The sequence below is a fragment of the Streptomyces sp. ISL-98 genome (assembly GCF_018614055.1).
GTDB classification, from domain to species: domain Bacteria; phylum Actinomycetota; class Actinomycetes; order Streptomycetales; family Streptomycetaceae; genus Streptomyces; species Streptomyces spiramyceticus.
This window is the reverse complement of sequence record NZ_JAGGPB010000004.1, coordinates 99,228-122,042: the sequence shown is the minus strand read 5'-3', so window position 1 is coordinate 122,042 and position 22,815 is coordinate 99,228. Positions and strand designations below refer to the sequence as shown.

Here is a 22,815-nt window from a genome sequence, read left to right as displayed (position 1 = left end):
ACGGTACGCCGCTGGGCACGCCGGGACCGGGGTATGAGGTTCGGCCGTTTCGCCCAACCACCTTTCAACCACTGTGGTTTGCGCACCGGAAATTGCATGTCTTTCCCTGCCCCCCGACTGAAATGATCCCGCCATGGATACACAATTCTGGCCCCTGTACGGATTACGGATCACGACACCCCGTCTTGAGCTGAGACTTCCGGACGACGAACTGCTCGCCGAGCTGTCCGCCGTCGCGGCCGACGGAGTGCACGACGAGGCGTCCATGCCGTTCACCGTGCCGTGGACGGACGGGACGCCGCAGGACCGAGCCCGGGCGACTTTCCAGCACCTGCTGGGCACCATCGCGACGTGGCGCCCGGAGAAGTGGACCCTCAGCCTCGCCGTACGGCACGAGGGCAAGACGGTCGGCCGGCAGGACTTCATGACGGACGACTTCGCGGTGACGAGGGAGGGCGAGACCGGCTCGTGGCTCGGCCGGGGCCACCAGGGGCACGGCATCGGCACGGAGATGCGGGCGGCGGCGCTGCACCTGGCCTTCGAGGACCTCGGCGCACGGCATGTCACGTCCGCCGCGATGACGGACAACCCGAGCTCCCTGCGCGTGTCCGAGAAGCTCGGCTACCGCCCGGACGGCCTGGAGGTGCACTCGGTACGGGGGGAGGCCAGGACGGTACGCCGGCTGAGGCTGACCCGGGCGGACTGGGAGGCGAAGCGGACGGTACGGGTGGAGGTGACGGGGCTGGAGGAGTGCCGGGAGCTGTTCGGGATTTAATTCCCACCCCGCCCTCCTTCCCAGGACCCCCCACGGCTGGAAGTTTCAGCCCATCCGGGGCCTGGGGGCGGCCCCAGTTCGGGAAGGGGCGGGAGAGCAGCCCCCCAGGGCCGTCCAGGCAACGAACGCGAACCGCGCCACCGCGCCCCCGCCCCTGACACCGCCCCCACCCCCGCCGTGAGGCCACGGAAAAGACCCGTCACCCTCGCGCAACGACGCTGCAACCTGCGCCCGCCAGTATCGGCTCATGAAGGAGTCCGCAGCACACCGCGAGCCACTTCCTCTCGACAGCACGGCGCAACTGCTCACCCGCATCACCGCCCAGCTCGGCACCCAGCTCAAGCTCGTCTCCCTGAACGGAACCCGCCGGCCGATGACCCCGAAACCGCCTCCGCCCCCGCCGCCCCGGCCCGCCCTCGTCGCCGTTGCCCACGGCAGCCGCGACCCCGGGGCACTGCGTACCGTCACCGCGCTCCTGGAGCGCGTCCGCGAGCTGCGGCCGGGGCTCGACGTACGGCTCGGGCACATCGAGCTGAACGAGCCGCTGCTGCCCGACACCCTCTCCGGTCTGCCCGACGGCGGCGGGGCCGTACTCGTACCGCTGCTCCTCGGCCGCGGCTACCACGTCAAGTACGACCTGCCGCAGGCCGCCGCCACCGCCCCGCACCTGCGTACGCGAATCGCCGCCCCCCTCGGCCCGCACCCGCTCCTCGTCGAGGCGCTGTACGACCGCCTCACCGAGGCAGGCTGGCGCGCGTCCGACGCCGCGAACCGCGGAAGCGGAGTCGTCCTCGCAGCGGCGGGCTCCCGCGACCCTGAGTCCGCCGCCGACACTCGCCGCACCGCCGCGATGCTCAGCGAACGCCTCGGCGGCGTCCCCGTCGTGCCCGCCTACGCGTCCGCCGTCGCACCCACCGTCCCCGAGGCCCTGCGCGCCCTCGCCGCACGCGGCCGCCACCGGGTCGCCGTCGCCTCGTACTTCGCTGCTCCGGGCCGCTTCGCCGCCCAGAGCAGCGCCGCCGCACCGGGGATCGCGGCCGCCCCGCTCGGCGCCCACCCCGCCATGGCCCGGCTCCTCCTGCTCCGCTACGACCAGGCCCTCGCCGCCCGCTCCCGGGCGATCCGGCGCGAGTTGGCCACCGCCTGAGCCCCGACTGTCACTGGCTCCGTCTACTGTCGGTGCATGGAAGGCACTGCATACGACTCCCCACACGACGGAAGCCCGCACCCCGGAACCCCGCACGACGAGGCCGACCCCCTGTACGACACGGCCGCCACCGAGCGCTGGGCCGCCGAGCCCGACAAACGGCCCGGCAGGACAGCCTTCCAGCGCGACCGCGCCCGCGTACTGCACTCCGCCTCGCTCCGCCGCCTCGCGGGCAAGACCCAGGTGGTCACCCCCGGCTCCAGCAGCCAGGTCTGGGACGCCAGCCCCCGCACCCGCCTCACGCACTCCCTCGAATGCGCCCAGGTCGGCCGCGAGCTCGGCGCGGCACTCGGCTGCGACCCGGATCTCGTCGAGACGGCCTGCCTCTCCCACGACATGGGCCACCCGCCCTTCGGGCACAACGGCGAACAGGCACTCAACGACTTCGCGAAGGACTGCGGCGGCTTCGAGGGCAACGCCCAGTCGCTCAGACTCCTGACCCGCCTGGAACCCAAGCGTTTCGTACGTTCCCCCGCTGGGACATCAGCCGCCGGCACGGCGGGCGGCGACATGGTCAGCGTCGGCCTCAACCTCACCCGCGCCTCCCTCGACGCCGCCACCAAGTACCCGTGGCCGCGCGGCGCCCACCCCACCGACCCCGGCTCGGTGAAGTTCGGGGTCTACGAGGACGACCTGCCCGTCTTCGACTGGGTCCGCCAGGGCGCCCCGGCCCACCGCCAGTGCTTCGAGGCCCAGGTCATGGACTGGTCCGACGACGTGGCGTACTCCGTGCACGACTTCGAGGACGGCCTGCACGCCGGCCACCTCGACCCGAATTTGCTGCAGGCCGACCCCGAGCGCCACGAGATCTTCGCCGTGGCGGTCGGCAGGTACGTCCCGGACGACACCGATCCCGAAGAGCTGGCGGCCGCTCTGGACCGCCTCCTCGACCAGGAATGGTGGCCGCACGGATACGACGGGTCGGCCGTCGCCCAGGCCCGTCTGAAGGACGCGACCAGCCAGCTCATCGGCCGCTTCTGCCTGTCGGCGGAGGGCGCCACCCGCCAGGCGTACGGGACGGGCAGACTCACCCGGTACGGCGCCGAGCTGGTCGTACCGCGCGAGACGCGCAACGAGTGCGCCGTCCTCAAGGCCGTGGCCGACCGTTACGTCATGCAGCGCGACGAACAGGAGCGGCTCCGCGCCGACCAGCGCATCGTCATCGCCGAGCTGGCCGAAGCACTCACGGCCCGCGCCCCCGACGGACTGGACCCCCAGTTCCGCGCCCTGTTCGACGCGGCGCCGGACGACCGGGCCCGTAAGCGCGTGATCGTCGACCAGATTGGATCGTTCACGGACGCCGCGGCCCGTTCCCTGCACGCGCGGCTCACGACGCGCGGACCCCGCCGTTCATGAGCGCGTCCCCGAGGCCGGTCCGCCGGTGCACGACGCGGCTGCCGCGGCGCTCCGACGTGACGAGACCGGCCTCCCGCAGTACGGTCGCGTGCCGACTCGCCGTCGACAGCGTCAGCCGCAGCACACCGCCGAGCTGTGTCGTGGTCATCGGCCGCCCCAGCACCTCCAGGACCTCCGCCCTGGTGTGGCCGATGAGCTGGGCCACGGGCAGCTCGGCCCCCCTCGCACCAGGACCGCCAGGACGGCCGGAGCCCGCCCCGTGCGCCCGGGCGAGGGCCAGCCACCCCGGGTCCGGCGTCACCGGATGGACCAGCACCGGCGGCAGCTCCTCGTCGGCCAGCGCGACGGGGTACCGAATACAGAAGAACGAAGGGATCATCGTCAGCGAACGCCCGCGCAGCTCCAGTTCCTTGTCCACCGGATAGCCGCTCTCCAGCACCCCGTCGTCACGCCAGGCGAAATCCTGATAGGTGGCCAGCAGCCCCTCGGGCCCCTGCGACAGAGCCGCCTCCGCCCGCACGGGACGGTCGGCGTCCACCGCCGACCTGATCACATCCAGGTACGGCTCCACCGCCACCGCGTAGTAACGCCGCAGCGCATCGCCCAGCCGCTCCAGCGCCTCCACGTCGCCCTCCGCCAGCCGCCGGGCGACCGGGGGCACAGGACCGTGTCCGAAGAGCCGCCCGAGTTCCGCGCTCATCCTGGCCGCAGGCGTGGACAGCACCTGGTCCAGGCCGGTCTCCAGATCCGGAATGCCCCGGCCCGGAGTCAGAAAGTCCGGGAGGTACGCCGCGCACGGGCACAGCCGGTGCAGCGAAGCCACCGTCCGGGTGAGACCCGCGCGGGCGATCGCCGCGCGCACCTCACGCCGCCAGGGGTCGAAGACCAGCGCACCCTGCCGGTTCTGCAGCAGGTGAAGGCTGTTCACGATCTCCCACAGCGGGTCGGGCCGTGCGGCCACCCGCAGCCGGTTCAGATCCTCGGTGCCGAAGTGGATGCGTAACATGCGCTCCCCACGCCCCGTCCTCTTCCCGCGCGCTGTCGCCCTGTCCTCTCGCGCAACTCCGGTCCGTACGAGCGTAGTCACCAGTCGCCGGAACTGTACGTTCCCTTTGCGTTGTGCACGAAAGCCCCGCACGTCGTCCATATCGGCGTGACCCTTGTCGCGTGGTGGCTGCGGGCAGTCAACGGGGGAGACGTCCGCGGCCACCGCCCGCCGCGCGGTCTGTTTTCCGCCGCCCCCTGTGGCCCCTCCGCGACACGCCCACGGCCTACCCCCTCTTCCGCCATCACGCTCTGTGCGGGACGCTCGAAGACGGCGGCGTAGCGTGAGGGCAGGCACAGAGGAGGCACCAAGTGGTCGACGCAGATCTGACGTTCGTCATCGTCGGTGGGGGACTGGCCGGGGCAAAGGCCGCCGAGACTCTCCGCAGCGAGGGGTTCACCGGCCGGGTGATCCTCATCGGGGACGAACGTGACCATCCCTACGAACGCCCGCCCCTGTCCAAGGGGTTCCTGACCGGCAAGGAGGAACGCGACAGCGTCTTCGTCCACGAGCCCGCCTGGTACGCCCAGAAAGACATCGAACTGCACCTCGGGCAGACCGTCGTCCACCTGGACCGCGAGACCAAAACGGTCCGGCTCGGCGACGGCACCTCCGTCCGGTACGACAAGCTGCTGCTCGCCACCGGCTCCGAGCCGCGCCGCCTCGACATCCCCGGCACCGATCTCGCCGGTGTCCACCACCTGCGCCGCCTCGCCCACGCCGAGCGGCTGCGCGGCGTGCTGGCCTCCCTCGGCCGCGACAACGGGCACCTCCTCATCGCCGGGGCCGGCTGGATCGGCCTGGAGGTCGCGGCCGCCGCGCGCGGTTACGGCGCCGAGGTCACCATCATCGAACCCGAGCCGACCCCCCTCTACCGGGTCATCGGCCCCGAGCTCGGCCAGCTCTTCACCGACCTGCACACCGAGCACGGCGTCCGCTTCCGCTTCGGCGCCCGCCTCACCGAGATCGTCGGCCAGGACGGCATGGTCCTCGCCGCCCACACCGACAACGGCGAGGAACACCCCGCAAACGACGTCCTCGCCGCGATCGGCGCCGCCCCGCGAGCCGCCCTCGCGGAGGCCGCGGGCCTCGCCCTGGTCGACCGCGCGCACGGCGGCGGCATCGCCGTCGACGCCGCCCTCCGGACCTCGGACCCGGACATCCACGCGGCCGGCGACGTCGCCGCCGCGCAGCACCCGCTCCTCGAGACCCGGCTGCGCGTAGAGCACTGGGCCAACGCCCTGAACAGCGGCCCGGCCGCCGCCCGCGCGATGCTGGGACAGAAGGTCTCGTACGACCGGATCCCGTACTTCTTCTCCGACCAGTACGACCTGGGGCTGGAGTACTCGGGCTGGGCGCCCCCCGGCTCGTACGACCAGGTCGTCGTCCGCGGCGACACAGGAAGGCGCGAATTCATCGCCTTCTGGCTGAAGAGCGGCCGGGTCCTCGCGGGCATGAACGTGAATGTGTGGGACGTCACCGAAGCGATCCAGGAGCTGATCCGCTCCGGGGCGCAGATCAACACCGACGCCCTGTCGGACCCGTCCGTGCCACTCACCGCACTGCTCGGCTGACGGGAGTGTCCGAGCACCGCCGTACACTTCACGCGTGGCAGGCAGGATCAACGATGACGACGTGAAGGCGGTCCGGGACGCGGTCCCGATCGACGCCGTTGTTTCCGAGTACCTCCAGCTCCGCAGCGCCGGCGGCGGGAATCTGAAGGGCCTGTGCCCCTTCCACGACGAGAAGTCCCCGTCCTTCCAGGTCAGCCCGAGCAAGGGTCTTTTCCACTGCTTCGGCTGCCAGGAAGGCGGCGACACGATCGCCTTCGTGATGAAGATCGACCACCTCTCCTTCTCCGAGACGGTCGAGCGCCTCGCCGGTCTGGCGGGCATCACCCTTCGCTACGAAGAGGGCGGCTACAACCCCGCCAACCAGCGCGGCGAGCGCGTCCGCCTGGTCGAGGCGCACAAGGCCGCCGCGCAGTTCTACGTCGAGCAGCTCGACTCCGCCGAGGCCGAGATCGGCCGCAAGTTCCTGGCCGAGCGCGGCTTCGAGCAGAGCGCCGCCCAGCACTTCGGCGTCGGCTACAGCCCGGCCGGCTGGGACCACCTCACCCGCTATCTGCGCGGCAAGGGCTTCTCCGACAAGGAGCTGACCCTCTCCGGCCTCTCCCAGGAGGGCCGCCGCGGCCCCATCGACCGCTTCCGCGGCCGCCTGATGTGGCCGATCCGCGACATCACGGGCGAGGTCGTCGGATTCGGCGCGCGCAAGCTGCGCGACGACGACAACGGGCCGAAGTATCTGAACACCCCCGAGACCGCGATCTACAAGAAGTCCCAGGTCCTGTACGGCATCGACCTGGCCAAGAAGGAGATCGCCAAGACCAGCAGGGCGGTGGTCGTCGAGGGGTACACCGACGTCATGGCCTGTCACCTGGCCGGCGTCACCACCGCCATCGCCACCTGCGGTACGTCGTTCGGCGGCGACCACATCAAGATCCTCCGCCGGCTCCTCATGGACAACGCCTCGGCCGAGGTCGTCTTCACCTTCGACGGCGACGCGGCCGGCCAGAAGGCCGCGCTGCGCGCCTTCGAGGACGACCAGAAGTTCGCCGCCGAGACCTCCATCGCGATCACCCCCGGCGGCATGGACCCCTGCGACCTGCGCCTCGCCAAGGGCGACGCGGCGGTCGCGTCCCTGGTCGAAACGCGCACGCCGCTTTTCGAGTTCGCGATCCGGCACGTCGTGTCCCGGCACAACCTGGAGACCCCGGCCGGGCGGGCCGCCGCGCTCGACGAAGCCGCGCCGATCGTCGCCAACATCAAGAACGTCGCGATCCAGCACGAGTCCGCCGTCCAGCTCGCCGGCATCCTCGGCATCCTCGACACCCAGTTCGTGGTCAAGCGAGTCGCCCAGCTGGCCCGCTGGGCCCGCGACCGCGGCGGCCGGGGCCCGGCCCCTGCTCGCACCGCGGGCCCGCAGCAGGCACAGGCACCCGTCGTCCCGACCGGCCCCGCGCTGAATCTGCGCAGCCCCGCGCACCGCACCGAGCGCGAGCTGCTCAAGCTCGCCCTCCAGCGCCCCGAGCTGGTCTCCCCGGCCTTCGACGCGTACGGGGCCGACGAGTTCACCGCCCCGCCGTACGCCGCCGTACGCCAAGTCATCGAGGAGGCGGGCGGCGCGGAACAGGGCGCGCAGGACGCCTCCGACTATCTCGCCCGGGTCCGCGCGGCGGCCCCCAACGACACGGTGCGCGCCCTGGTCACCGAGCTCGCCGTCGAAGCGATCCTGCGCAAGACCGTCGACGAGATCTACGCGGGCGAGCAGCTGATCCGCGTCCGTCTGCGCGCCGTGGACCGTCGCATCCTGGACGTCCAGGGCACGATGGCCCGCCTCGCCGGCCCGCACACCGACCCGGAACACCTGGCGGCCGTGCAGAACGAGCTGTGGGTCCTCCAGCAGTACGCCCAGTCCCTGCGAAACAACGGCGCAGCCGCGCTCTGACGATTCCTTCCCCGCAGCGGGGGAAGGAATGGCCTGTAACCACGCAGTAACGGACCGGACTCAAAAAGTCACGTCACGCCCCTCGTAGCGGCGATGTGTCGTACCCCACACTGGGTGGCGGTGCCTGAGTCCTCGGAGCGCGGCCGGCCCACGCCGAGTGGGCCTCAATCACCCGCGGTTCCGCTCATTGTGTACGGGACGGACGGCGGCCCGGTCGCCGCTCCCGTCCCGCTGCCGCACGCCCCCGAACCGGCAGCGATCACCCTGGAGGTCGCCCCCGTGCAGACCCAGACCCAGACCTTGACCGGTGTCGGCGTCGAGCCCGACGTCGCCACGGTCCCGTTGCAGAGCCGGGGCGAACATCACCCCGAGAGCGCAGAGAGCGTCGAGAGCGCCGAGGCCGTTGAGCCCGCCGATGCCGCCGACGCCGAAGTCCTCGTCGAGGACCCGGCGGACGTGCCCGAGCAGCGGCGCAGTACCCGAACCGACACCGGAGGGCCGTCTTCCGACCTGTTCCGGCAGTACCTGCGCGAGATCGGCCGTATCCCACTGCTCACCGCGGCAGAGGAGGTCGACCTGGCCCGCCGGGTCGAAGCCGGCCTCTTCGCCGAGGAGCGGCTAAGCGGCTACCCCGACCTGGACTCGCAGCTCGCCGTCGATCTCGACAAGCTGGTGGTCATGGGCCGGATGGCCAAGCGACGCCTGATCGAGGCGAATCTGCGCCTCGTCGTGTCCGTCGCCAAGCGGTACGTCGGCCGCGGCCTGACCATGCTGGACCTGGTGCAGGAGGGCAACCTCGGCCTCATCCGCGCCGTGGAGAAGTTCGACTACGCCCGCGGCTACAAGTTCTCGACGTACGCGACCTGGTGGATACGCCAGGCCATGTCCCGCGCGCTGGCGGACCAGGCCCGCACCATCCGCGTCCCGGTCCATGTCGTCGAGCTGATCAACCGCGTCGTCCGCGTCCAGCGCAGGATGCTCCAGGAGCGCGGCTACGAGCCGACGCCCCAAGAGGTCGCGAACCAACTGGAACTGACCCCCGAAAGGGTCACTGAAGTCCTGCGCCTCGCCCAGGAACCGGTGTCGCTGCACGCGCCCGTGGGCGAGGAGGACGACGTAGCACTGGGCGACCTCATCGAGGACGGTGATGCCGCGTCACCCGTCGAGTCGGCGGCTTTCCTGCTCCTGCGCGAGCACCTGGAGGCCGTGCTGTCCACGCTCGGCGAGCGCGAACGCAAGGTCGTCCAGCTCCGTTACGGGCTGGCCGACGGCAGGCCCCGGACCCTGGAGGAGATCGGCCGGATCTTCGGCGTGACGCGCGAACGCATCCGCCAGATCGAGTCCAAGACCCTCAACAAGCTCCGGGACCACGCCTTCGCCGACCAGCTGCGCGGCTACCTGGACTAGGCGGGCGGCCGCACATGTCGCAGCCGGGAAGGGGCGGGGCGGGGTGAGGCCCCGCACCGAGGCCACCCGCGCACCCGCACCCCGCCTAGTCCACCTCCGCCACCGCCTGGGCGAACTGCGCCGCGTACAGCCGCGCGTACGCACCCTCCGACGCCAGCAGTTCGCCATGCGTTCCCTGTTCAACGATCGAACCATTGTCCATAACCAGGATTACGTCGGCGTCCCGGATGGTGGACAGCCGGTGCGCGATCACAAAGCTGGTACGGCCGTGAGCCAGCCGTGCCATCGCCTTCTGGATCAGCACTTCGGTACGGGTGTCCACCGAGCTCGTCGCCTCGTCGAGGACGAGGATCACCGGATCGGACAGGAAGGCCCGTGCGATCGTGATGAGTTGCTTCTCGCCGGCGCTCACCCCCGACCCGTCGTCGTCGATCACCGTGTCGTACCCGTCGGGCAGCGTCCGTATGAACCGGTCGGCGTGGGCGGCCCGCGCCGCCGCTTCGATCTCCGCCCGCGACACGTCGCGCGACGCGCCATAGGCGATGTTGTCGGCGATCGTCCCGCCGAACAGCCATGTGTCCTGGAGCACCATTCCGATGCCCGAACGCAGGTCTTCGCGCGCCATCTTCGCGATGTCGACGCCGTCGAGAGTGATGCGCCCGCCCGTCACTTCGTAGAACCGCATCAGCAGATTCACCAGCGTCGTCTTGCCCGCGCCGGTCGGGCCGACGATCGCGACCGTCTGCCCCGGCTCGACCTTCACCGACAGGTTCTCGATGAGCGGCTTGTCCGGCTCGTACCTGAAGGAGACCTCCTCCAGCGCGACCCGCCCCTCGGGCTCCCGCGCAAGCTCCGCGTCCGCCGCATCGGGCTCCTGCTCGTCAGCGTCGAGCAGCTCGAAGATCCGCTCGGCCGAAGCGACTCCGGACTGCACGAGGTTCGCCATCGAAGCGACCTGCGTCAGCGGCATGGAGAACTGCCGCGAGTACTGGATGAACGCCTGCACGTCACCGATCGACAGCGTGCCCGAAGCGACCCGGAGCCCGCCGACCACCGCCACCAGCACGTAGTTGAGGTTGCTCACGAAGAACATCAGCGGCTGCATGATCCCGCTGTTGAACTGCGCCCTGAACCCGGCCTCGTACAGTGCGTCGTTCTGCTCGCGGAACGCCTCGGCCGATTCGTCCTGCCGCCCGAAGACCTTCACCAGCGCATGGCCCGTGTACATCTCCTCGATGTGCGCGTTCAGCCTGCCTGTGGTCTTCCACTGCTGCACGAACTGCGGCTGCGACCGCTTGCCCACCTTCGCCGCGACGACCACCGAAAGCGGCACGGTCACCAGCGCGACCAGCGCCAGCAGCGGCGACATCCAGAACATCATCGCCAGCACACCCACAATGGTCAGCAGGGAGTTGATGAGCTGGCCCATCGTCTGCTGCATGGTCTGCGAGATGTTGTCGATGTCGTTCGTGGCCCGGCTCAGCACCTCGCCGCGCTTCTGCTGGTCGAAGTACTTCAGCGGCAGCCGCGAAAGCTTCGCCTGAATGTCCTCGCGCATCCGGAACACGGTCCCGTTGATGACCCGGATCGACAGGCGCGTCGCCACCAGCATCAGCAGCCCCGCGCCCACGTACACCGCGAGCACCAGCAGCAGTACGTCGCCGACCGCGCCGAAGTCGATGCCCTGCCCGGGGACGAAGTCCACCCCCGAGAGCATGTCGGCGAGCCCGTCGTCGCCCTTCTCCCGCAGCCCGTCGATGGCCTGCGCCTTGCTGCCCCCCTCCGGCATCTGCCGGCCGACGACCCCCGCGAAGACCAGGTCCGTCGCCCTGCCAAGAATTTTAGGACCGACCACTGACAGCGCGACGCTGAGCACACAGGCCCCCAGCATCCACCACAGCGTGATCCGCTCCGGGGCGAACTGCCGCAGCAGCCGCTTCCCCGAGCCCTTGAAGTCCATGGACCGCTCGGTCGGCCCGCCGCCCGCCATCATCCGTCCACCAGGCCCGCTCATGCCGCCTCAGCCTCCGTCAGCTGGGAGAGCACGATCTCCCGGTAGGTCTCATTGCTCTCCATCAGCTCGTGATGGCGTCCCGTCCCGACGACCCGGCCCTCGTCCAGGACCACGATCCGGTCGGCGTCGCGGATCGTCGACACGCGCTGGGCGACGATCACGACCGTCGCCTCGGCCGTCTCCCGCCCCAGCGCGGCCCGCAGCGCCGCATCGGTCGTGTAGTCCAGCGCCGAGAAGGAGTCGTCGAACAGATAGATCTCCGGCCGCTGCACCAGCGTCCGGGCGATCGCGAGCCGCTGCCGCTGCCCGCCGGACACATTGGTGCCGCCCTGCGCGATCGGCGCGTTCAGCCCGTTCTCCAGCTGCTCGACGAACTCGCGGGCCTGCGCCACCTCCAGCGCGTGCCACAGCTCTTCGTCCGTGGCGTCCGGCTTCCCGTACCGAAGATTCGTCGCGACCGTCCCCGAGAACAGGTACGGCTTCTGCGGCACCAGCGACACCGTGCTGGCCATCAGCGCCGGTTCGAGCGTCCGTACGTCCACACCGTCGACCAGCACCTCGCCGTCCGTCGCATCGAACAGCCGCGGCACGAGCCCGAGCAGCGTCGACTTCCCGCTGCCCGTCGACCCGATAATCGCGGTCGTCTCCCCGGGCCTGGCCACCAGGTCGATGTTCTTGAGTACGGACTCCTCGGCGCCCGGATAGCGGAACTCGGCGCCCCGGAGCTCCAGTTGCCCCCGCGCGCGCAGTTCCCGTACCGGATCGGCCGGCGGAACGACGCTCGACGCGGTGTCCAGCACCTCCTCGATGCGCTCGGCGCACACCTCGGCGCGCGGCACCTGCATGAACATGAAGGTGGCCATCATCACGGCCATCACGATCTGCATCAGGTACGCGAGGAACGCCGTCAGCGCGCCTATCTCCATCCCGCCGCTGTCGATCCGGTGCGCGCCGAACCAGACCACAGCGACGCTGGATATGTTCACCACGGTCATCACGATGGGGAACATCAGCGCCATCAGCCTCCCTGCGGACAGCGACACATCCGTCATCTCGGTGTTCGCGACGCGGAAGCGGCCCTTCTCGTACTCGTCCCGTACGAACGCCCTGATCACGCGGTTGCCCGTGATCTGCTCGCGCAGCACCTGGTTCACGGTGTCGAGCCGCTCCTGCATCGCGCGGAACAGCGGCCTCATCCGCCGCACGATCAGACCCACCGAGACCCCGAGCACGGGCACGACCGCCAGCAGCACACCCGACAGCGGCACGTCCTGCCCGAGCGCCATGACGACGCCGCCCACGCACATGATCGGCGCCGACACCATCAGCGTGAACGCCATCAGCACCAGCATCTGGACCTGCTGGACGTCATTGGTGGTGCGCGTGATGAGCGAGGGGGCACCGAACTGCCCGACCTCGCGGGCGGAGAAGCTCTGCACCCGCTCGAAGACCGCCGCGCGGATGTCCCGCCCGAGCGCCGCGGCGGTCCGCGCACCGTAGAAGACCGCGCCGATGTTGCAGAAGACCTGGACCACACTGACGGCGATCATGAGAGCGCCGAACTTCAGGATGTAGCCCGCGTCCCCGTTCACGACACCGTTGTCAATGATGTCCGCGTTCAGGGTGGGCAGATAGAGGGTGGCGCAGGTCTGCAACAGCTGCAGCAGCACCAGCAGGGCTATGGATTTTCTGTACGGGCCCAGATGGGCACGCAGGAGTCTCAGGAGCACGCGCAGTCTCTCGGGTCGGCAAGATCGTGGGGTCACCCCATCTTCTGTCACCGCCCCCGGGGAACTCCAAGGGTTAATCCCAACCCCGGGTCAAGACTCAGGAACCGGAGGCAAATGCTCCGGGATGGATCTGGTCCCGCGTCGCCCCGTACTGCTGCCGCACCGCCTGCCCCATCGCCAGCTCCTCGCCCGGCTCCAGTACCTGCGCCGCCGCCCCCCGCCAGGCAGGCGGGGTGTGCGGAGCCAGCGTGCCCTGCGCGACGCCGAGCGCCCACGCCGCCTGCCGGGCCGCGCCCAGCGCCGCGTACTCCGCGGGCTGCGGCACGACCACCTGCGTACCGAAGATCGCGGGCGCCGCCGCCTGCACCGCGGGCAGCTCGGCGGCCGCCCCCAGCAGGAACACCCGCCGCACCTCCACGCCGCGTCCGCGCAGCACGTCCAACGCGTCGGCCAGCGAGCACAGCATGCCTTCGAAGGCCGCCCGCGCCAGGTGCTCGGGCTTCATCGACTCGCGCCGCAGCCCGCTCAAGGTCCCGGCGGTGTGCGGAAGTTGCGGCGTACGCTCCCCCTCCAGGTACGGCAGCAGTACGAGCCCGTATGCCCCCGGCGACGACTTCAGCGCGAGCTCCGAAAGCCCGTCCAGATCCGTCCCCAGCAGGTCGGCGGTGCCCCGCAGCGCGCGTACGGCATTGAGCGTGTGCACGACCGGCAGATGCATCCCGGTGGCGTCGGCGAACGACGTGATGAGCCCGCTCGAATCGGCCAGCGCCTCATGGTGCACGGCCATCACCGACCCCGACGCCCCCAGCGACACCACGGCGTCACCGACAGCCACACCGAGCCCGAACGCCGCCGCCATCGTCTCGCCGGTGCCGGCGGAGATGAGCAGCCCCTCGGGGGTCGTCCCCGCGGCGTCGGAAGGGCCGATCACCTCGGGCAGCGCGGCCTGGTGCCCCAGCGCCAGCTCCACCAGATCGGGCCGGTACGCCCCCGTGGCAGCCGACCAGAAACCGGTGCCGGATGCGGCGCCCCGGTCGGTGGTCCTGCGGGCCGGACGCCCGAGCAGCTGCCACACCAGCCAGTCGTGCGGCTGCATCAGCGCGGCGGTGCGCTGCGCCGACTCGGGCTCGTGCCGCGCCAGCCAGCGCAGCTTCGCCACCGGCTGCGGGGCCTGCGGCACCGATCCGACGGCCTCGGCCCATGCCTGGCGCCCGCCGAGCGCGTCGACGAGATCGGCGGCCGCGACCTGGGCCCGCTTGTCATTGCCGAGCAGGGCCGGACGTACCTGCGAACCGTGCGCGTCGAGAGTGATCAGGCCGTGCTGCTGTGCGGATACGCCGATGGCCTGTACGCCTTCGAGCAGCCCGCCGGCGGCGGCCTCGCCCAGTGACAGGAGCCACACCTGCGGATCGGCCTCGGTGGCCTTGGCCTCCACCTGGTGCGGGGCGTAGCCCTGCCGCAGCACGGCACCCGTATCCGCATCGCACACGACAATGCGTGTAGAACCAGACGAACTGTCCAAGCCGGCGACTATCCCCATGCTGCAAGATTCTGCCGCATGCGGGCGCCGACTCGTGCCGCGCGGCTAGGTGTTTGTCGTACCCCAGTCGTCCTCGGCGTTCTGGCCGCGCTCGCGCAGCGACCGAACCCGCTCGGTCACGGAGCCGGGGACCTTGTCCCCGACCCTGTCGCTGACCGTGTGGAAGGCCTTGCCCGCGATGTCACGGCTCTGGTGGGCGGCCGACTCGGCTGCGTTGCGCACGGCCGGGTTCTGCGAGATCTGGCGCGCGGACTTCTTGAGCTGCTCGTAGCGCTCACGTCCGGCGCGGGTCCCGAGCACGTACCCCAGGGCCAGTCCGGCGATGAATGCGAGCCGGTAGCGCATGGCTGCCACCCTTCCTTTGCGTCGGCGGTCCCCTGAATCCGGGGGTGTCTCGGACCGCGGGGCTGTGCTGGCCGCCTACCCGTGGGCACCTGTGATCACCCGGGGCGATACCGATTGGCGGAGCACCCCCCTGCTTGCGCTAATGTATGTGTCGCAGCGAGCACACGCCCCCCGGGACGCCATCCGGTGGGTACGTTCGGTGCAACGCAGCAATCCCCTGTAGCTCAATTGGCAGAGCAGCCGGCTGTTAACCGGCAGGTTACTGGTTCGAGTCCAGTCGGGGGAGCGCGATCCCCTGTAGCTCAATTGGCAGAGCATTCGGCTGTTAACCGGAGGGTTACTGGTTCGAGTCCAGTCGGGGGAGCGGCAAGGAAAAGGGCCCCTCAGGGGTCCTTTTTCGTATCTCCTTCGCATCTCCTGGAACCGCGCAGGCAGCAGCGAAGTCCTCATGGTCGTGTGTTGCCGACCATCCGAGGCAGGAGATCGTATGAGCGGCTATGCTGCGGCAGACGGCGCGCACAAATGTGCGCGACGCGCCGTAAGGGGCGGTAGCTCAGCCGGTTAGAGCAGCGGACTCATAATCCGTCGGCCGTGGGTTCGAGTCCCACCCGCCCCACTCTCTGCAGTCCCTGCAGAAACGTTTCACGCTGCGCGAACGCGCCGTGGACGGGCTGCGGGAACGTCGAAGGCCCCCACCTCTCGTGGGGGCCTTTCTGCTCCGGGGACGGGAGCGTCAGCCGGTGCAGCCCGGGACGCTTCCGGGCGGGCGGCATTCTCCGCCGGCGTTGGCGGTGACGCTGGTGTTGAGGAGCGTCACCGTGCTTCCGGGGTTCTCCCAGATGCCGCCGCCCTGTCCGCCGGAGACCAGAGTGGCGGAGTTGCCGGAGACTCTGCTGGAGGCGAGGGTTGCCCTGCCGGGGGAGAAGTCGCCCAGGCCCCCGCCCTGGTCGGCCGCCCTGTTCCCCTGGACGGCGCTCGCGTTGAGGCGCAGTGTCCCGGCGTTGAGGATGCCACCGCCGTCTCCGGTCGTCGCGTGGTTGTCGCTGACTGTGGTGCTGGACAGCGTCGCTGTGGCGTTGGAGGCGTTGAAGAGGCCGCCCCCGTTGATGGCCGTGTTGCCTGTGATGGCGCCGCTCTGGACGGTCAGGGTGCCGCCGTTCCAGATGCCGCCGCCGTCATCGGAGACGTTCCCGTTCCTTACGGTGATCCGGTTCAGGGTGAGGGCTCCGCTGGGTTCCACGGTGAAGATGCGGAAGGAGTCGGTGCTGTCGCGTTCGATGGCGGTGTCGAACCCGTTGATGGTGACGTCGGCTTTGATCGACGGCAGCCCGTGGCCCGGGCTGTCGTAGTCCGTCAGCTTGTACGTGCAGGACGGTGCCAGGGTGATGTCCTCACCCGTGCTGTTGGCCTCGTTGATCGCGTTCCGGAGAGCCGTGACGTTTCCGCAGGGCACGAGGATCTGTGCGTGGGCCTGTGCGGCGGGAGCCAGGGCGAGACACAGACCGAGAACAGTGGCAGCGCTGAGGCTGCCCCGTCGTAGTACCGCTTTCATGTGGTTCCTCGGGATCGGGTCGGCTGGGACGGCCGCCTCGACGGCTCCGGAGGGGGGGATTCGGAGCGTGATGGTGCGGCGAAATCAGACAACGTCAGAGTCAGGACGCCAGCTAGAAGAGCTGAGCCGATCGATTCCGGATTCACCCCTCCGCCGCGATGCCGTCGACGAGAGCGCCGTGTTTGCGACGCGCGGGGTTTGCGACACGCGTGCCTGCGCAGGGTGGGAGGTACAGCGCGCTGAAGGTTTGCTGGGCGCGGACACACCGCTCCCGGCGGAGGACGGACACGCATGAGAATCGCCCTGTTCATCACTTGCTTCAACGACACGCTGTTTCCGGATACGGGAAAGGCGGTGGTCTCGCTCCTTGAGCGCCTGGGCCACACCGTCGAGTTCCCGCAGGCCCAGGCCTGCTGCGGCCAGATGCACTTCAACACCGGCTACCGCCCCGAGACGCTCCCGATGGTCCGCCGCTTCGCCGACGTCTTCGAGCAGGGCGAGTACGACGCCGTGGTCGCCCCGTCCGGATCGTGCGTCGGCATGGTGCGCGACTACCACCGCGTCGTCGCGGAGCAGTACGGCGACAGCGCGCTCGTCGAGCGCGTGGAAGCGGTGACCCCCAAGGTGTACGAGCTGTCCGAGCTGCTCGTCGACGTACTCGGCGTCACCGACGTCGGCGCGCACTTCCCGCACCGCGTCACCTACCACCCCACCTGCCACAGCCTGCGCATGCTCCGCGTCGGCGACCGCCCGCTCCAGCTCCTGCGCGCGGTCAGGGGCATCGACCTGGTCGAGCTGCCCGCCGCCGACAGCTGCTGCGGCTTCGGCGGTACGTTCGCGCTCAAGAACGCCGACACCTCGAACGCCATGCTCGCCGACAAGATGCGCGCCGTACTCGACACCCGCGCCGACGTCCTGACGGCAGGCGACAACTCCTGCCTCATGCACATCGGCGGCGGCCTGAACCGGCTGCGTACGGGCGTAGGCACCCGTCACCTCGCCGAAATCCTCGCCTCGACGGAAGGGACGACCGGACGGTGACCGACAGCAACAACGTCGTCTGGCTCGGCGCCCCGTCCTTCCCGGACGCCGCCCGTATGGCCCTCGCCGACACGCAGCTGCGCACCAACCTGCGCAAGGCAACCGGCACGATCCGCGACAAACGGCTCGCGGTCACCGCCGAACTCGACGACTGGGAGCAGCTGCGCACTGCGGGCGAGGCCCTCAAGCGCCGCACCCTCCGCCACCTCGACCGCCACCTCGTGCGCCTGGAGGAGGCCGTCACCAAAGCGGGCGGCCAGGTCCACTGGGCGGCCGACGCCGCCGAGGCGAACCGCATCGTCACCGCCCTGGTCAAGGCGACGGGCCGGACCGAGGTCGTCAAGGTCAAGTCCATGGTCACCCAGGAGATCGCGCTCAACGAAGCCCTCGCCGAGGAAGGCATTTCCGCGTACGAGACCGATCTCGCCGAGCTCATCGTGCAGCTCGGCGACGACCGCCCCTCCCACATCCTCGTCCCCGCCATCCACCGCAACCGGGGCGAGATCCGCGACATCTTCCGGAGCGAAATGGGGAAGTGGGGCCGCCCCGCCCCCGAAGCCCTCAGTGACCGCCCCCGCGACCTCGCGGAGGCCGCGCGCCTGCATCTGCGCGAGAAGTTCCTGCGCGCCAAGGTCGCCGTCTCCGGCGCCAACTTCGCGGCCGCCGACACCGGCACGGTCGGCGTCGTCGAGTCCGAGGGCAACGGCCGTATGTGCCTCACGCTGCCCGAGACGCTGATCACCGTCATGGGAATCGAGAAGGTGCTGCCGTCCTTCGAGGATCTGGAGGTCTTTCTCCAGTTGCTGCCGCGCTCGTCGACGGGTGAGCGCATGAACCCGTACACCAGCATGTGGACGGGCACGACCGAAGGCGACGGGCCGCAGGACTTCCACCTCGTCCTGCTCGACAACGGCCGTACAGCCACACTGAAGGACACCGTCGGCCGCCGGGCACTCGCCTGCATCCGCTGCTCGGCCTGCCTCAATGTCTGCCCGGTGTACGAGCGGACCGGCGGCCACGCCTACGGATCGGTCTACCCCGGCCCGATCGGCGCTGTCCTGACCCCGCAGCTCGTCGGCGTCGAGCACGCCGAGTCGCTGCCGTTCGCCTCGACGCTGTGCGGGGCCTGCTACGACGCCTGCCCGGTGAAGATCAATATCCCGGAGGTGCTGGTGCATCTACGGGCGGAGGTCGTGGAGGCCAAGCGTGCCAAGGGGCGGGTTCCGACCCCGGAAGCCCTGGTCATGAAGGCGGCCGCGTCCGTGCTCGCCTCGCCCGCGAAACTGTCCGCCGTTCAGCGCCTCGCGCACCCCGCCGCCCGCCTGGTCTCCCGGCGCGGCAGCATCGGCAACCTGCCCGGGCCGCTCGGCCGCTGGACGCGGACGCGCGACACAGCCGTGCCGCCGAAGGAATCGCTGCGGGCGTGGTGGCGCCGGACGCGCGGCGGAAGGGAAGGTTCCAAGTGACCACGCGCGACACCGTGCTGGGCCGGATCCGGGCGGCCCTCGCCGACGTACCGGCGTCCGAGAGCCCCGACGACGTACCCGTACCGCGCGACTACCGGCGCTCGCACGCCGAACCGGACGCGGTGGCGCAGTTCGCCGCGCGCGTCGCGGACTACCGGGCGACGGTGACGCGTACGACCGAGGCCGACGCCTGCGCGACCGTCGCCGCACGCCTGGCCGCGCGCGGCCTGCGCACTCTCGTCGTCCCGGACGGCTTCCCGGCCGGGCTGCTTCCCGAGGGCGGCGCATGGACCGTACTGCGGGACGAGCCACCGCTGTCCGTGGCCGAACTCGACGCGGCGGAGGGTGTGCTGACGACGGCAGCCCTCGGGATCGCGGTCACCGGCACGATCGTCCTCGACGCGGGGCCGGGGCAGGGCCGCAGGGCTCTTACGCTCCTCCCGGACTACCACCTGTGTGTCGTACGGGAGGACCAGATCGCCGGCGACGTTCCCGAGGCACTCGGGCGCGTCGACGCGACCGCACCGCTGACCTGGATTTCCGGGCCTTCTGCCACGAGCGACATCGAACTCGACCGCGTGGAGGGCGTGCACGGCCCGCGCACCCTCGACGTCATCGTCGTAGGGGGTGGGTGAGGGGAAAGAAGAAGCCGCTAACCGCCCAGCGCCCGCTTCATCACCTTGCCCATGTCGTTGCGCGGCAGCGACTCCAGCAGGCGGACCGCGCGCGGGCGCTTGTGCGGGGCCAGTTGCGCCGCCACATGGTCCGCCAGTTCCTGCTCCGAGGGCGGAGACCCGGGATCCGTCGCCACGATCCACGCCACCACACGCTCCCCCAAGTCCTCGTCCGGCTCACCCGTCACGGCCGCCTCCCGCACTCCCGGATGCTCCAGCAGCGCGTTCTCGATCTCGCCCGCACCGATCTTGTAACCGCCGCTCTTGATCAGGTCCGTGGCCTTGCGTCCCACGATGCGTACGTGGCCGTCGGCGTCCCTGGTCGCCATGTCGCCCGTACGGAACCAGCTGCCGTCGAACGCCGCCTCCGTGGCGTCGGGCCGGTTCAGGTACTCCGTGAAGAGGTTCGGGCCGCGCACCTGGATCTCGCCGATGGTCTCGCCGTCGTACGCCGTGATGTCCGCGCCCGCTTCGTCGACCAGCCGCAGTTCCACGCCCGGGAGCGGGACGCCGACCGTGCCGGCGCGCGACTCGCCGTCGGACCCGGCGCTCGCCGCAGTGGAGGAGCACAGCATCAGGGTCTCGGTCATGCCGTACCGCTCGACGACCCGGCGGCCCGTCGCCGCCGCGATCCGCTCGTGGTCGTGCAGGGGCAGCGCCGCCGACCCGGACACCAGCAGCCGCGCGCCCGCCAGCGCCTTCGCCAACTCCCGGTCGTCGTCCAGTGCTTCGGCCAGCCGGTGGTACATCGTCGGCACGCCGAAGAGCATCGTGGCGCCCGCCGAGAGCTCCCGCGTGACACCCGCCACGTCGAACCTGCCCAGGTGACGCACCTCGCCGCCGCGCCGCAGCGGTCCCAGGATGCCCAGGATCAGCCCGTGTACGTGGAACAGCGGCAGCCCGTGCACCAGCACATCGTCCGCCGTCCACCCCCAGGCGTCCTCCAGCGCGTCCAGCGTCGCCGCCAGGGCGCGGCGCGGCAGGACCGCACCCTTCGGCGGGCCTGTCGTGCCCGAGGTGTAGACGATCAGGGCGGGGGATTCGGCCGGCGGCTCGGCGGGAAGGGGCGCCGGTGATTCGTCCGCCACCGTGTCGACGTCGATACGCCGCAACCTGCCCAGCGCCATGGGAAGTTCGTAGCCGGGCGCGGTCAGCACCACCGACGGCGCACTGTCCGCCACGATGTGCGCCAGCTCCCGCTCCCCGGTCTTCGGGTTGAGCGGCACGGCGGGCACCCCGGCCAGCAGCGCCGCGACCACCCCCACCGCCGTCTCCAGACTCGGCGTGGCCCAGACGGCGACCCGCTCGGCGCCGGCGATCCGGGCCGCCAGGCTGCTCGCGAGGGAGGCCAGATCGGCGTACGTCAGAGTGCGGTCGCCGAACCGCAGAGCCGTCCGGTCGGAGCCTGAGCGGAGGGTGGGAAACAGGTCGGGAACCGAGGAGGTAGCCATGCGCCGACCCTACGACCCGCCTTCGGCGAACGCACTAGGACATCCCCGATATCCCCGGCAAAGCGGCATCCCCGTCACAGCGCCGCCTCCCACCTGAACGTCGTCCCGCCCTCCCCCTCCCCTTCATCCCCATCCCCGTCCTCCCGTCGCCCATCGTCTGTGACCACAAGCCGCACCACCCCCTCCCGCACCTCGACCGTCACCTCCACCGTCGTGACCCCCACCCGCCGGTGCGCCGCCGCCAGAGCGCCGCGCAGGGCGGTCAGCAGCCGGCGGGCCACCGGTTCCGAGACCAGCGCGTCCACCGCGCCCACGAAGTGCACCGACGGCTGGAAGCCCAGCAGCGCCGCCGCGCCGGACGTCTCGCGCAGGACACGGCCCCGGAAGGTGGACGGCGCTTCCGCCGGGGGCTGTTGGAGGGCGAAGATCGTCGTCCGTACCTCTTGAATCGTCGAGTCGAGCTCGTCGATTGCCGCACCCAGCAGCTCGTCCATGTCCGCCGCGGCCGCCCGCCGCCGGGTGGACTCCAGCATCATCTCGGTGGCGAACAGCCGCTGTACGACGAGATCGTGCAGGTCACGCGCGATCCGGTCGCGGTCCTCGAAGACCGCGAGCCGCTCCCGGTCGTGCCTGCTGTCCGCGAGGACCAGCGCGAGCGCCGCCTGCGAGGCGAACTGCGAGGCAAGTAGCCGGTCGACCGCCGTGTACGGGACGCCGCCGCGCCGTCGCGGCAGGGCGAGCGTGCCGATCAGCTTGCCGCCGCTCTGCAGCGGCAGCATCATGCTCGGGCCGAACCGTGAGCGTACGTGCGTGGTCATCCGGGCATCGGTCGCCGAGTCCTCGATGAACACCGACTCCCCGCCCAGCAGTTGTTCCAGAACCGGACTGCCGGCCTCGATGACCGTACCGATGAGATCGGCGGGGTCGTCGAGCGTGGAGGCCGCGACGATCTCCATGCCGCCCTCTGCGGTGGGCTGGAGTACGACGCCCGCCGAGGCGTCGGCGAGGATACGGGCCCGCTCGGCCACCGTGTTCAGCGCGTCGGTGGCACTCTCGCCGGTGAGGAGAGCGGTGGTGACGGCGTCTGCGCCCTCGATCCAGCGCTCCCGTCGGCGGGCTGTCTCGTGCAGGCGGGCGTTGCCGATCGCGATGCCCGCCTGCGAGGCGAGGACCCGCAGCATCGCCAGGTCGTCGGTGGTGAATCCCCCGGATTCCCCGCCCTGCGCCCCGCCTCGCTTCCCGCCCTGCTCCCCGCCCTGCTTCTCCGTCAGATAGAGGTTGCCGAAGACCTGCGTGTGCACCTGAATCGGCACCCCGACGAACGAATGCATCTCGGGGTGCCCCGGCGGGACGCCCGACGAGCGGACGTCGGCCGCGATGTCGGGGACGAGCAGCGGCCGGGGTTCCTGAATGAGGTGGCCGATCAGGCCCGTACACCCGTCGGGAAGCCGTCCGATGCGGGCCCGCGTCTCTTCGTCGATGCCCGAGGTGAACAGCTCCGTGACACCACCGCGTTCGGGATCCACGACCCCGAGGGCGCCGTACCGCGCCCCGGCCAGTTCGGTCGCGGTGTCCACGATGTGCTGGAGGGTGGCGCGCAGCTCAAGCTCCGTGGCGACGTTCAGCACGGCTTCCAGCAGCATCGGCAGCCGGGGCGCCACGCTGCCCGCGCCCTCCGGATTCACGTGAGCCGCAGCCGCGCTGT

Annotated in this window: 17 protein-coding genes and 3 tRNA genes; 12 read left to right on the top strand and 8 right to left on the bottom strand. The window is 70.6% G+C overall.

From position 1 onward, the window contains the following. Positions 1-133: 133 nt before the first annotated feature. From J7I98_RS03790 to J7I98_RS03780, 3 genes are all read left to right on the top strand, one after another. Positions 134-775, top strand: coding sequence for a GNAT family N-acetyltransferase (locus J7I98_RS03790; protein WP_214917222.1), 642 nt, complete (start codon positions 134-136; stop codon positions 773-775). 247 nt (positions 776-1,022) lie between these two features. Further along, the gene (locus tag J7I98_RS03785) at positions 1,023-1,922 is read left to right on the top strand and encodes a sirohydrochlorin chelatase (RefSeq protein ID WP_214917219.1); all 900 of its coding nucleotides are present in this window, start codon (positions 1,023-1,025) and stop codon (positions 1,920-1,922) included. A gap of 36 nt (positions 1,923-1,958) precedes the next feature. Then, positions 1,959-3,338: a deoxyguanosinetriphosphate triphosphohydrolase gene (locus J7I98_RS03780; RefSeq protein ID WP_214917215.1), complete on the top strand. Its 1,380-nt coding sequence runs from the start codon at positions 1,959-1,961 to the stop codon at positions 3,336-3,338. Here the strand turns inward: J7I98_RS03780 and J7I98_RS03775 are convergent. Then, positions 3,310-4,344, bottom strand: coding sequence for a helix-turn-helix domain-containing protein (locus tag J7I98_RS03775; RefSeq protein ID WP_214917211.1), 1,035 nt, complete (start codon positions 4,342-4,344; stop codon positions 3,310-3,312). The genes J7I98_RS03780 and J7I98_RS03775 overlap by 29 nt on opposite strands. A 350-nt stretch (positions 4,345-4,694) precedes the next feature. Between J7I98_RS03775 and J7I98_RS03770 the strand changes: the two genes are divergently transcribed. The 3 genes from J7I98_RS03770 to J7I98_RS03760 all read left to right on the top strand — a co-directional run bounded on the left by J7I98_RS03770 (position 4,695) and on the right by J7I98_RS03760 (position 9,297). Beyond that, positions 4,695-5,957 carry an FAD-dependent oxidoreductase gene (locus J7I98_RS03770; RefSeq protein WP_214917199.1) on the top strand — a complete coding sequence of 421 codons (1,263 nt, stop codon included), beginning with the start codon at positions 4,695-4,697 and terminating at the stop codon, positions 5,955-5,957. Between the two features lie 34 nt (positions 5,958-5,991). Further along, positions 5,992-7,890: a DNA primase gene (dnaG, locus tag J7I98_RS03765; protein ID WP_214917193.1), complete on the top strand. Its 1,899-nt coding sequence runs from the start codon at positions 5,992-5,994 to the stop codon at positions 7,888-7,890. A 120-nt stretch (positions 7,891-8,010) separates the two neighbouring features. Further along, positions 8,011-9,297 (top strand): RNA polymerase sigma factor, encoded by a 1,287-nt coding sequence (locus tag J7I98_RS03760; RefSeq protein ID WP_214917190.1) that lies wholly within the window; start codon positions 8,011-8,013, stop codon positions 9,295-9,297. 85 nt (positions 9,298-9,382) lie between these two features. Here J7I98_RS03760 and J7I98_RS03755 read toward each other — a convergent pair whose 3' ends face one another. The 4 genes from J7I98_RS03755 to J7I98_RS03740 all read right to left on the bottom strand — a co-directional run bounded on the left by J7I98_RS03755 (position 9,383) and on the right by J7I98_RS03740 (position 14,926). Further along, positions 9,383-11,311, bottom strand: a complete 1,929-nt coding sequence (locus J7I98_RS03755; protein WP_214917187.1) for an ABC transporter ATP-binding protein — start codon at positions 11,309-11,311, stop codon at positions 9,383-9,385. Then, positions 11,308-13,041: an ABC transporter ATP-binding protein gene (locus J7I98_RS03750; protein WP_214917172.1), complete on the bottom strand. Its 1,734-nt coding sequence runs from the start codon at positions 13,039-13,041 to the stop codon at positions 11,308-11,310. Before J7I98_RS03750 ends, J7I98_RS03755 begins: the two co-directional genes overlap by 4 nt. 97 nt (positions 13,042-13,138) lie before the next feature. Continuing rightward, positions 13,139-14,581 carry an FGGY family carbohydrate kinase gene (locus J7I98_RS03745; protein ID WP_214917169.1) on the bottom strand — a complete coding sequence of 481 codons (1,443 nt, stop codon included), beginning with the start codon at positions 14,579-14,581 and terminating at the stop codon, positions 13,139-13,141. Between the two features lie 45 nt (positions 14,582-14,626). Continuing rightward, positions 14,627-14,926, bottom strand: a complete 300-nt coding sequence (locus tag J7I98_RS03740) for a YtxH domain-containing protein (protein WP_214917166.1) — start codon at positions 14,924-14,926, stop codon at positions 14,627-14,629. 213 nt (positions 14,927-15,139) lie between these two features. Between J7I98_RS03740 and J7I98_RS03735 the strand changes: the two genes are divergently transcribed. From J7I98_RS03735 to J7I98_RS03725, 3 genes are all read left to right on the top strand, one after another. Continuing rightward, a tRNA-Asn gene (locus tag J7I98_RS03735) sits at positions 15,140-15,212 on the top strand. 5 nt (positions 15,213-15,217) lie between these two features. After that, positions 15,218-15,290, top strand: a tRNA-Asn gene (locus J7I98_RS03730). Between the two features lie 178 nt (positions 15,291-15,468). Continuing rightward, positions 15,469-15,542: transfer RNA gene (locus tag J7I98_RS03725), tRNA-Ile, on the top strand. Positions 15,543-15,659: 117 nt separating this feature from the next. Here the strand turns inward: J7I98_RS03725 and J7I98_RS03720 are convergent. Beyond that, positions 15,660-16,478, bottom strand: coding sequence for a hypothetical protein (locus J7I98_RS03720; protein ID WP_214917164.1), 819 nt, complete (start codon positions 16,476-16,478; stop codon positions 15,660-15,662). 291 nt (positions 16,479-16,769) lie between these two features. Here J7I98_RS03720 and J7I98_RS03715 point away from each other — a divergent pair, with 291 nt between their 5' ends. Genes J7I98_RS03715 through J7I98_RS03705 form a run of 3 tightly spaced genes read left to right on the top strand, consistent with a single transcriptional unit; the run spans position 16,770 to position 19,620 of the window. Beyond that, entirely contained in the window at positions 16,770-17,519 is a 750-nt protein-coding gene (locus tag J7I98_RS03715; RefSeq protein WP_214917161.1) for a (Fe-S)-binding protein, read from the top strand. A gap of 56 nt (positions 17,520-17,575) precedes the next feature. Continuing rightward, on the top strand, positions 17,576-18,985 hold the full coding sequence (locus tag J7I98_RS03710) for a LutB/LldF family L-lactate oxidation iron-sulfur protein (protein ID WP_214919086.1): 1,410 nt from the start codon (positions 17,576-17,578) through the stop codon (positions 18,983-18,985). Continuing rightward, a complete protein-coding gene (locus J7I98_RS03705) occupies positions 18,982-19,620 on the top strand; it encodes an LUD domain-containing protein (RefSeq protein WP_214917158.1) in 639 nt (212 codons plus the stop codon). Before J7I98_RS03710 ends, J7I98_RS03705 begins: the two co-directional genes overlap by 4 nt. Positions 19,621-19,637: 17 nt before the next feature. Here J7I98_RS03705 and J7I98_RS03700 read toward each other — a convergent pair whose 3' ends face one another. After that, complete coding sequence (locus tag J7I98_RS03700) at positions 19,638-21,110, bottom strand: acyl-CoA synthetase (protein WP_214917139.1); 1,473 nt, start codon at positions 21,108-21,110, stop codon at positions 19,638-19,640. A 74-nt stretch (positions 21,111-21,184) separates the two neighbouring features. After that, a complete protein-coding gene (locus J7I98_RS03695) occupies positions 21,185-22,753 on the bottom strand; it encodes a GAF domain-containing protein (RefSeq protein ID WP_214919084.1) in 1,569 nt (522 codons plus the stop codon). Positions 22,754-22,815 lie beyond the last annotated feature (62 nt).

Bases quoted from the DNA above. Each gene is read 5' to 3' on its own strand.
- J7I98_RS03715 (WP_214917161.1), top strand. From the start codon at position 16,770: ATGAGAATCGCCCTGTTCATCACTTGCTTCAACGACACGCTGTTTCCG.
- J7I98_RS03790 (WP_214917222.1), top strand. From the start codon at position 134: ATGGATACACAATTCTGGCCCCTGTACGGATTACGGATCACGACACCC.
- J7I98_RS03710 (WP_214919086.1), top strand. From the start codon at position 17,576: ATGGCCCTCGCCGACACGCAGCTGCGCACCAACCTGCGCAAGGCAACC.
- J7I98_RS03700 (WP_214917139.1), bottom strand. From the start codon at position 21,110: ATGGCTACCTCCTCGGTTCCCGACCTGTTTCCCACCCTCCGCTCAGGC.
- J7I98_RS03695 (WP_214919084.1), bottom strand. From the start codon at position 22,753: ATGCTGCTGGAAGCCGTGCTGAACGTCGCCACGGAGCTTGAGCTGCGC.
- J7I98_RS03755 (WP_214917187.1), bottom strand. From the start codon at position 11,311: ATGAGCGGGCCTGGTGGACGGATGATGGCGGGCGGCGGGCCGACCGAG.
- J7I98_RS03740 (WP_214917166.1), bottom strand. From the start codon at position 14,926: ATGCGCTACCGGCTCGCATTCATCGCCGGACTGGCCCTGGGGTACGTG.
- J7I98_RS03780 (WP_214917215.1), top strand. From the start codon at position 1,959: ATGGAAGGCACTGCATACGACTCCCCACACGACGGAAGCCCGCACCCC.
- J7I98_RS03775 (WP_214917211.1), bottom strand. From the start codon at position 4,344: ATGTTACGCATCCACTTCGGCACCGAGGATCTGAACCGGCTGCGGGTG.
- J7I98_RS03720 (WP_214917164.1), bottom strand. From the start codon at position 16,478: ATGAAAGCGGTACTACGACGGGGCAGCCTCAGCGCTGCCACTGTTCTC.
- J7I98_RS03745 (WP_214917169.1), bottom strand. From the start codon at position 14,581: ATGGGGATAGTCGCCGGCTTGGACAGTTCGTCTGGTTCTACACGCATT.
- J7I98_RS03785 (WP_214917219.1), top strand. From the start codon at position 1,023: ATGAAGGAGTCCGCAGCACACCGCGAGCCACTTCCTCTCGACAGCACG.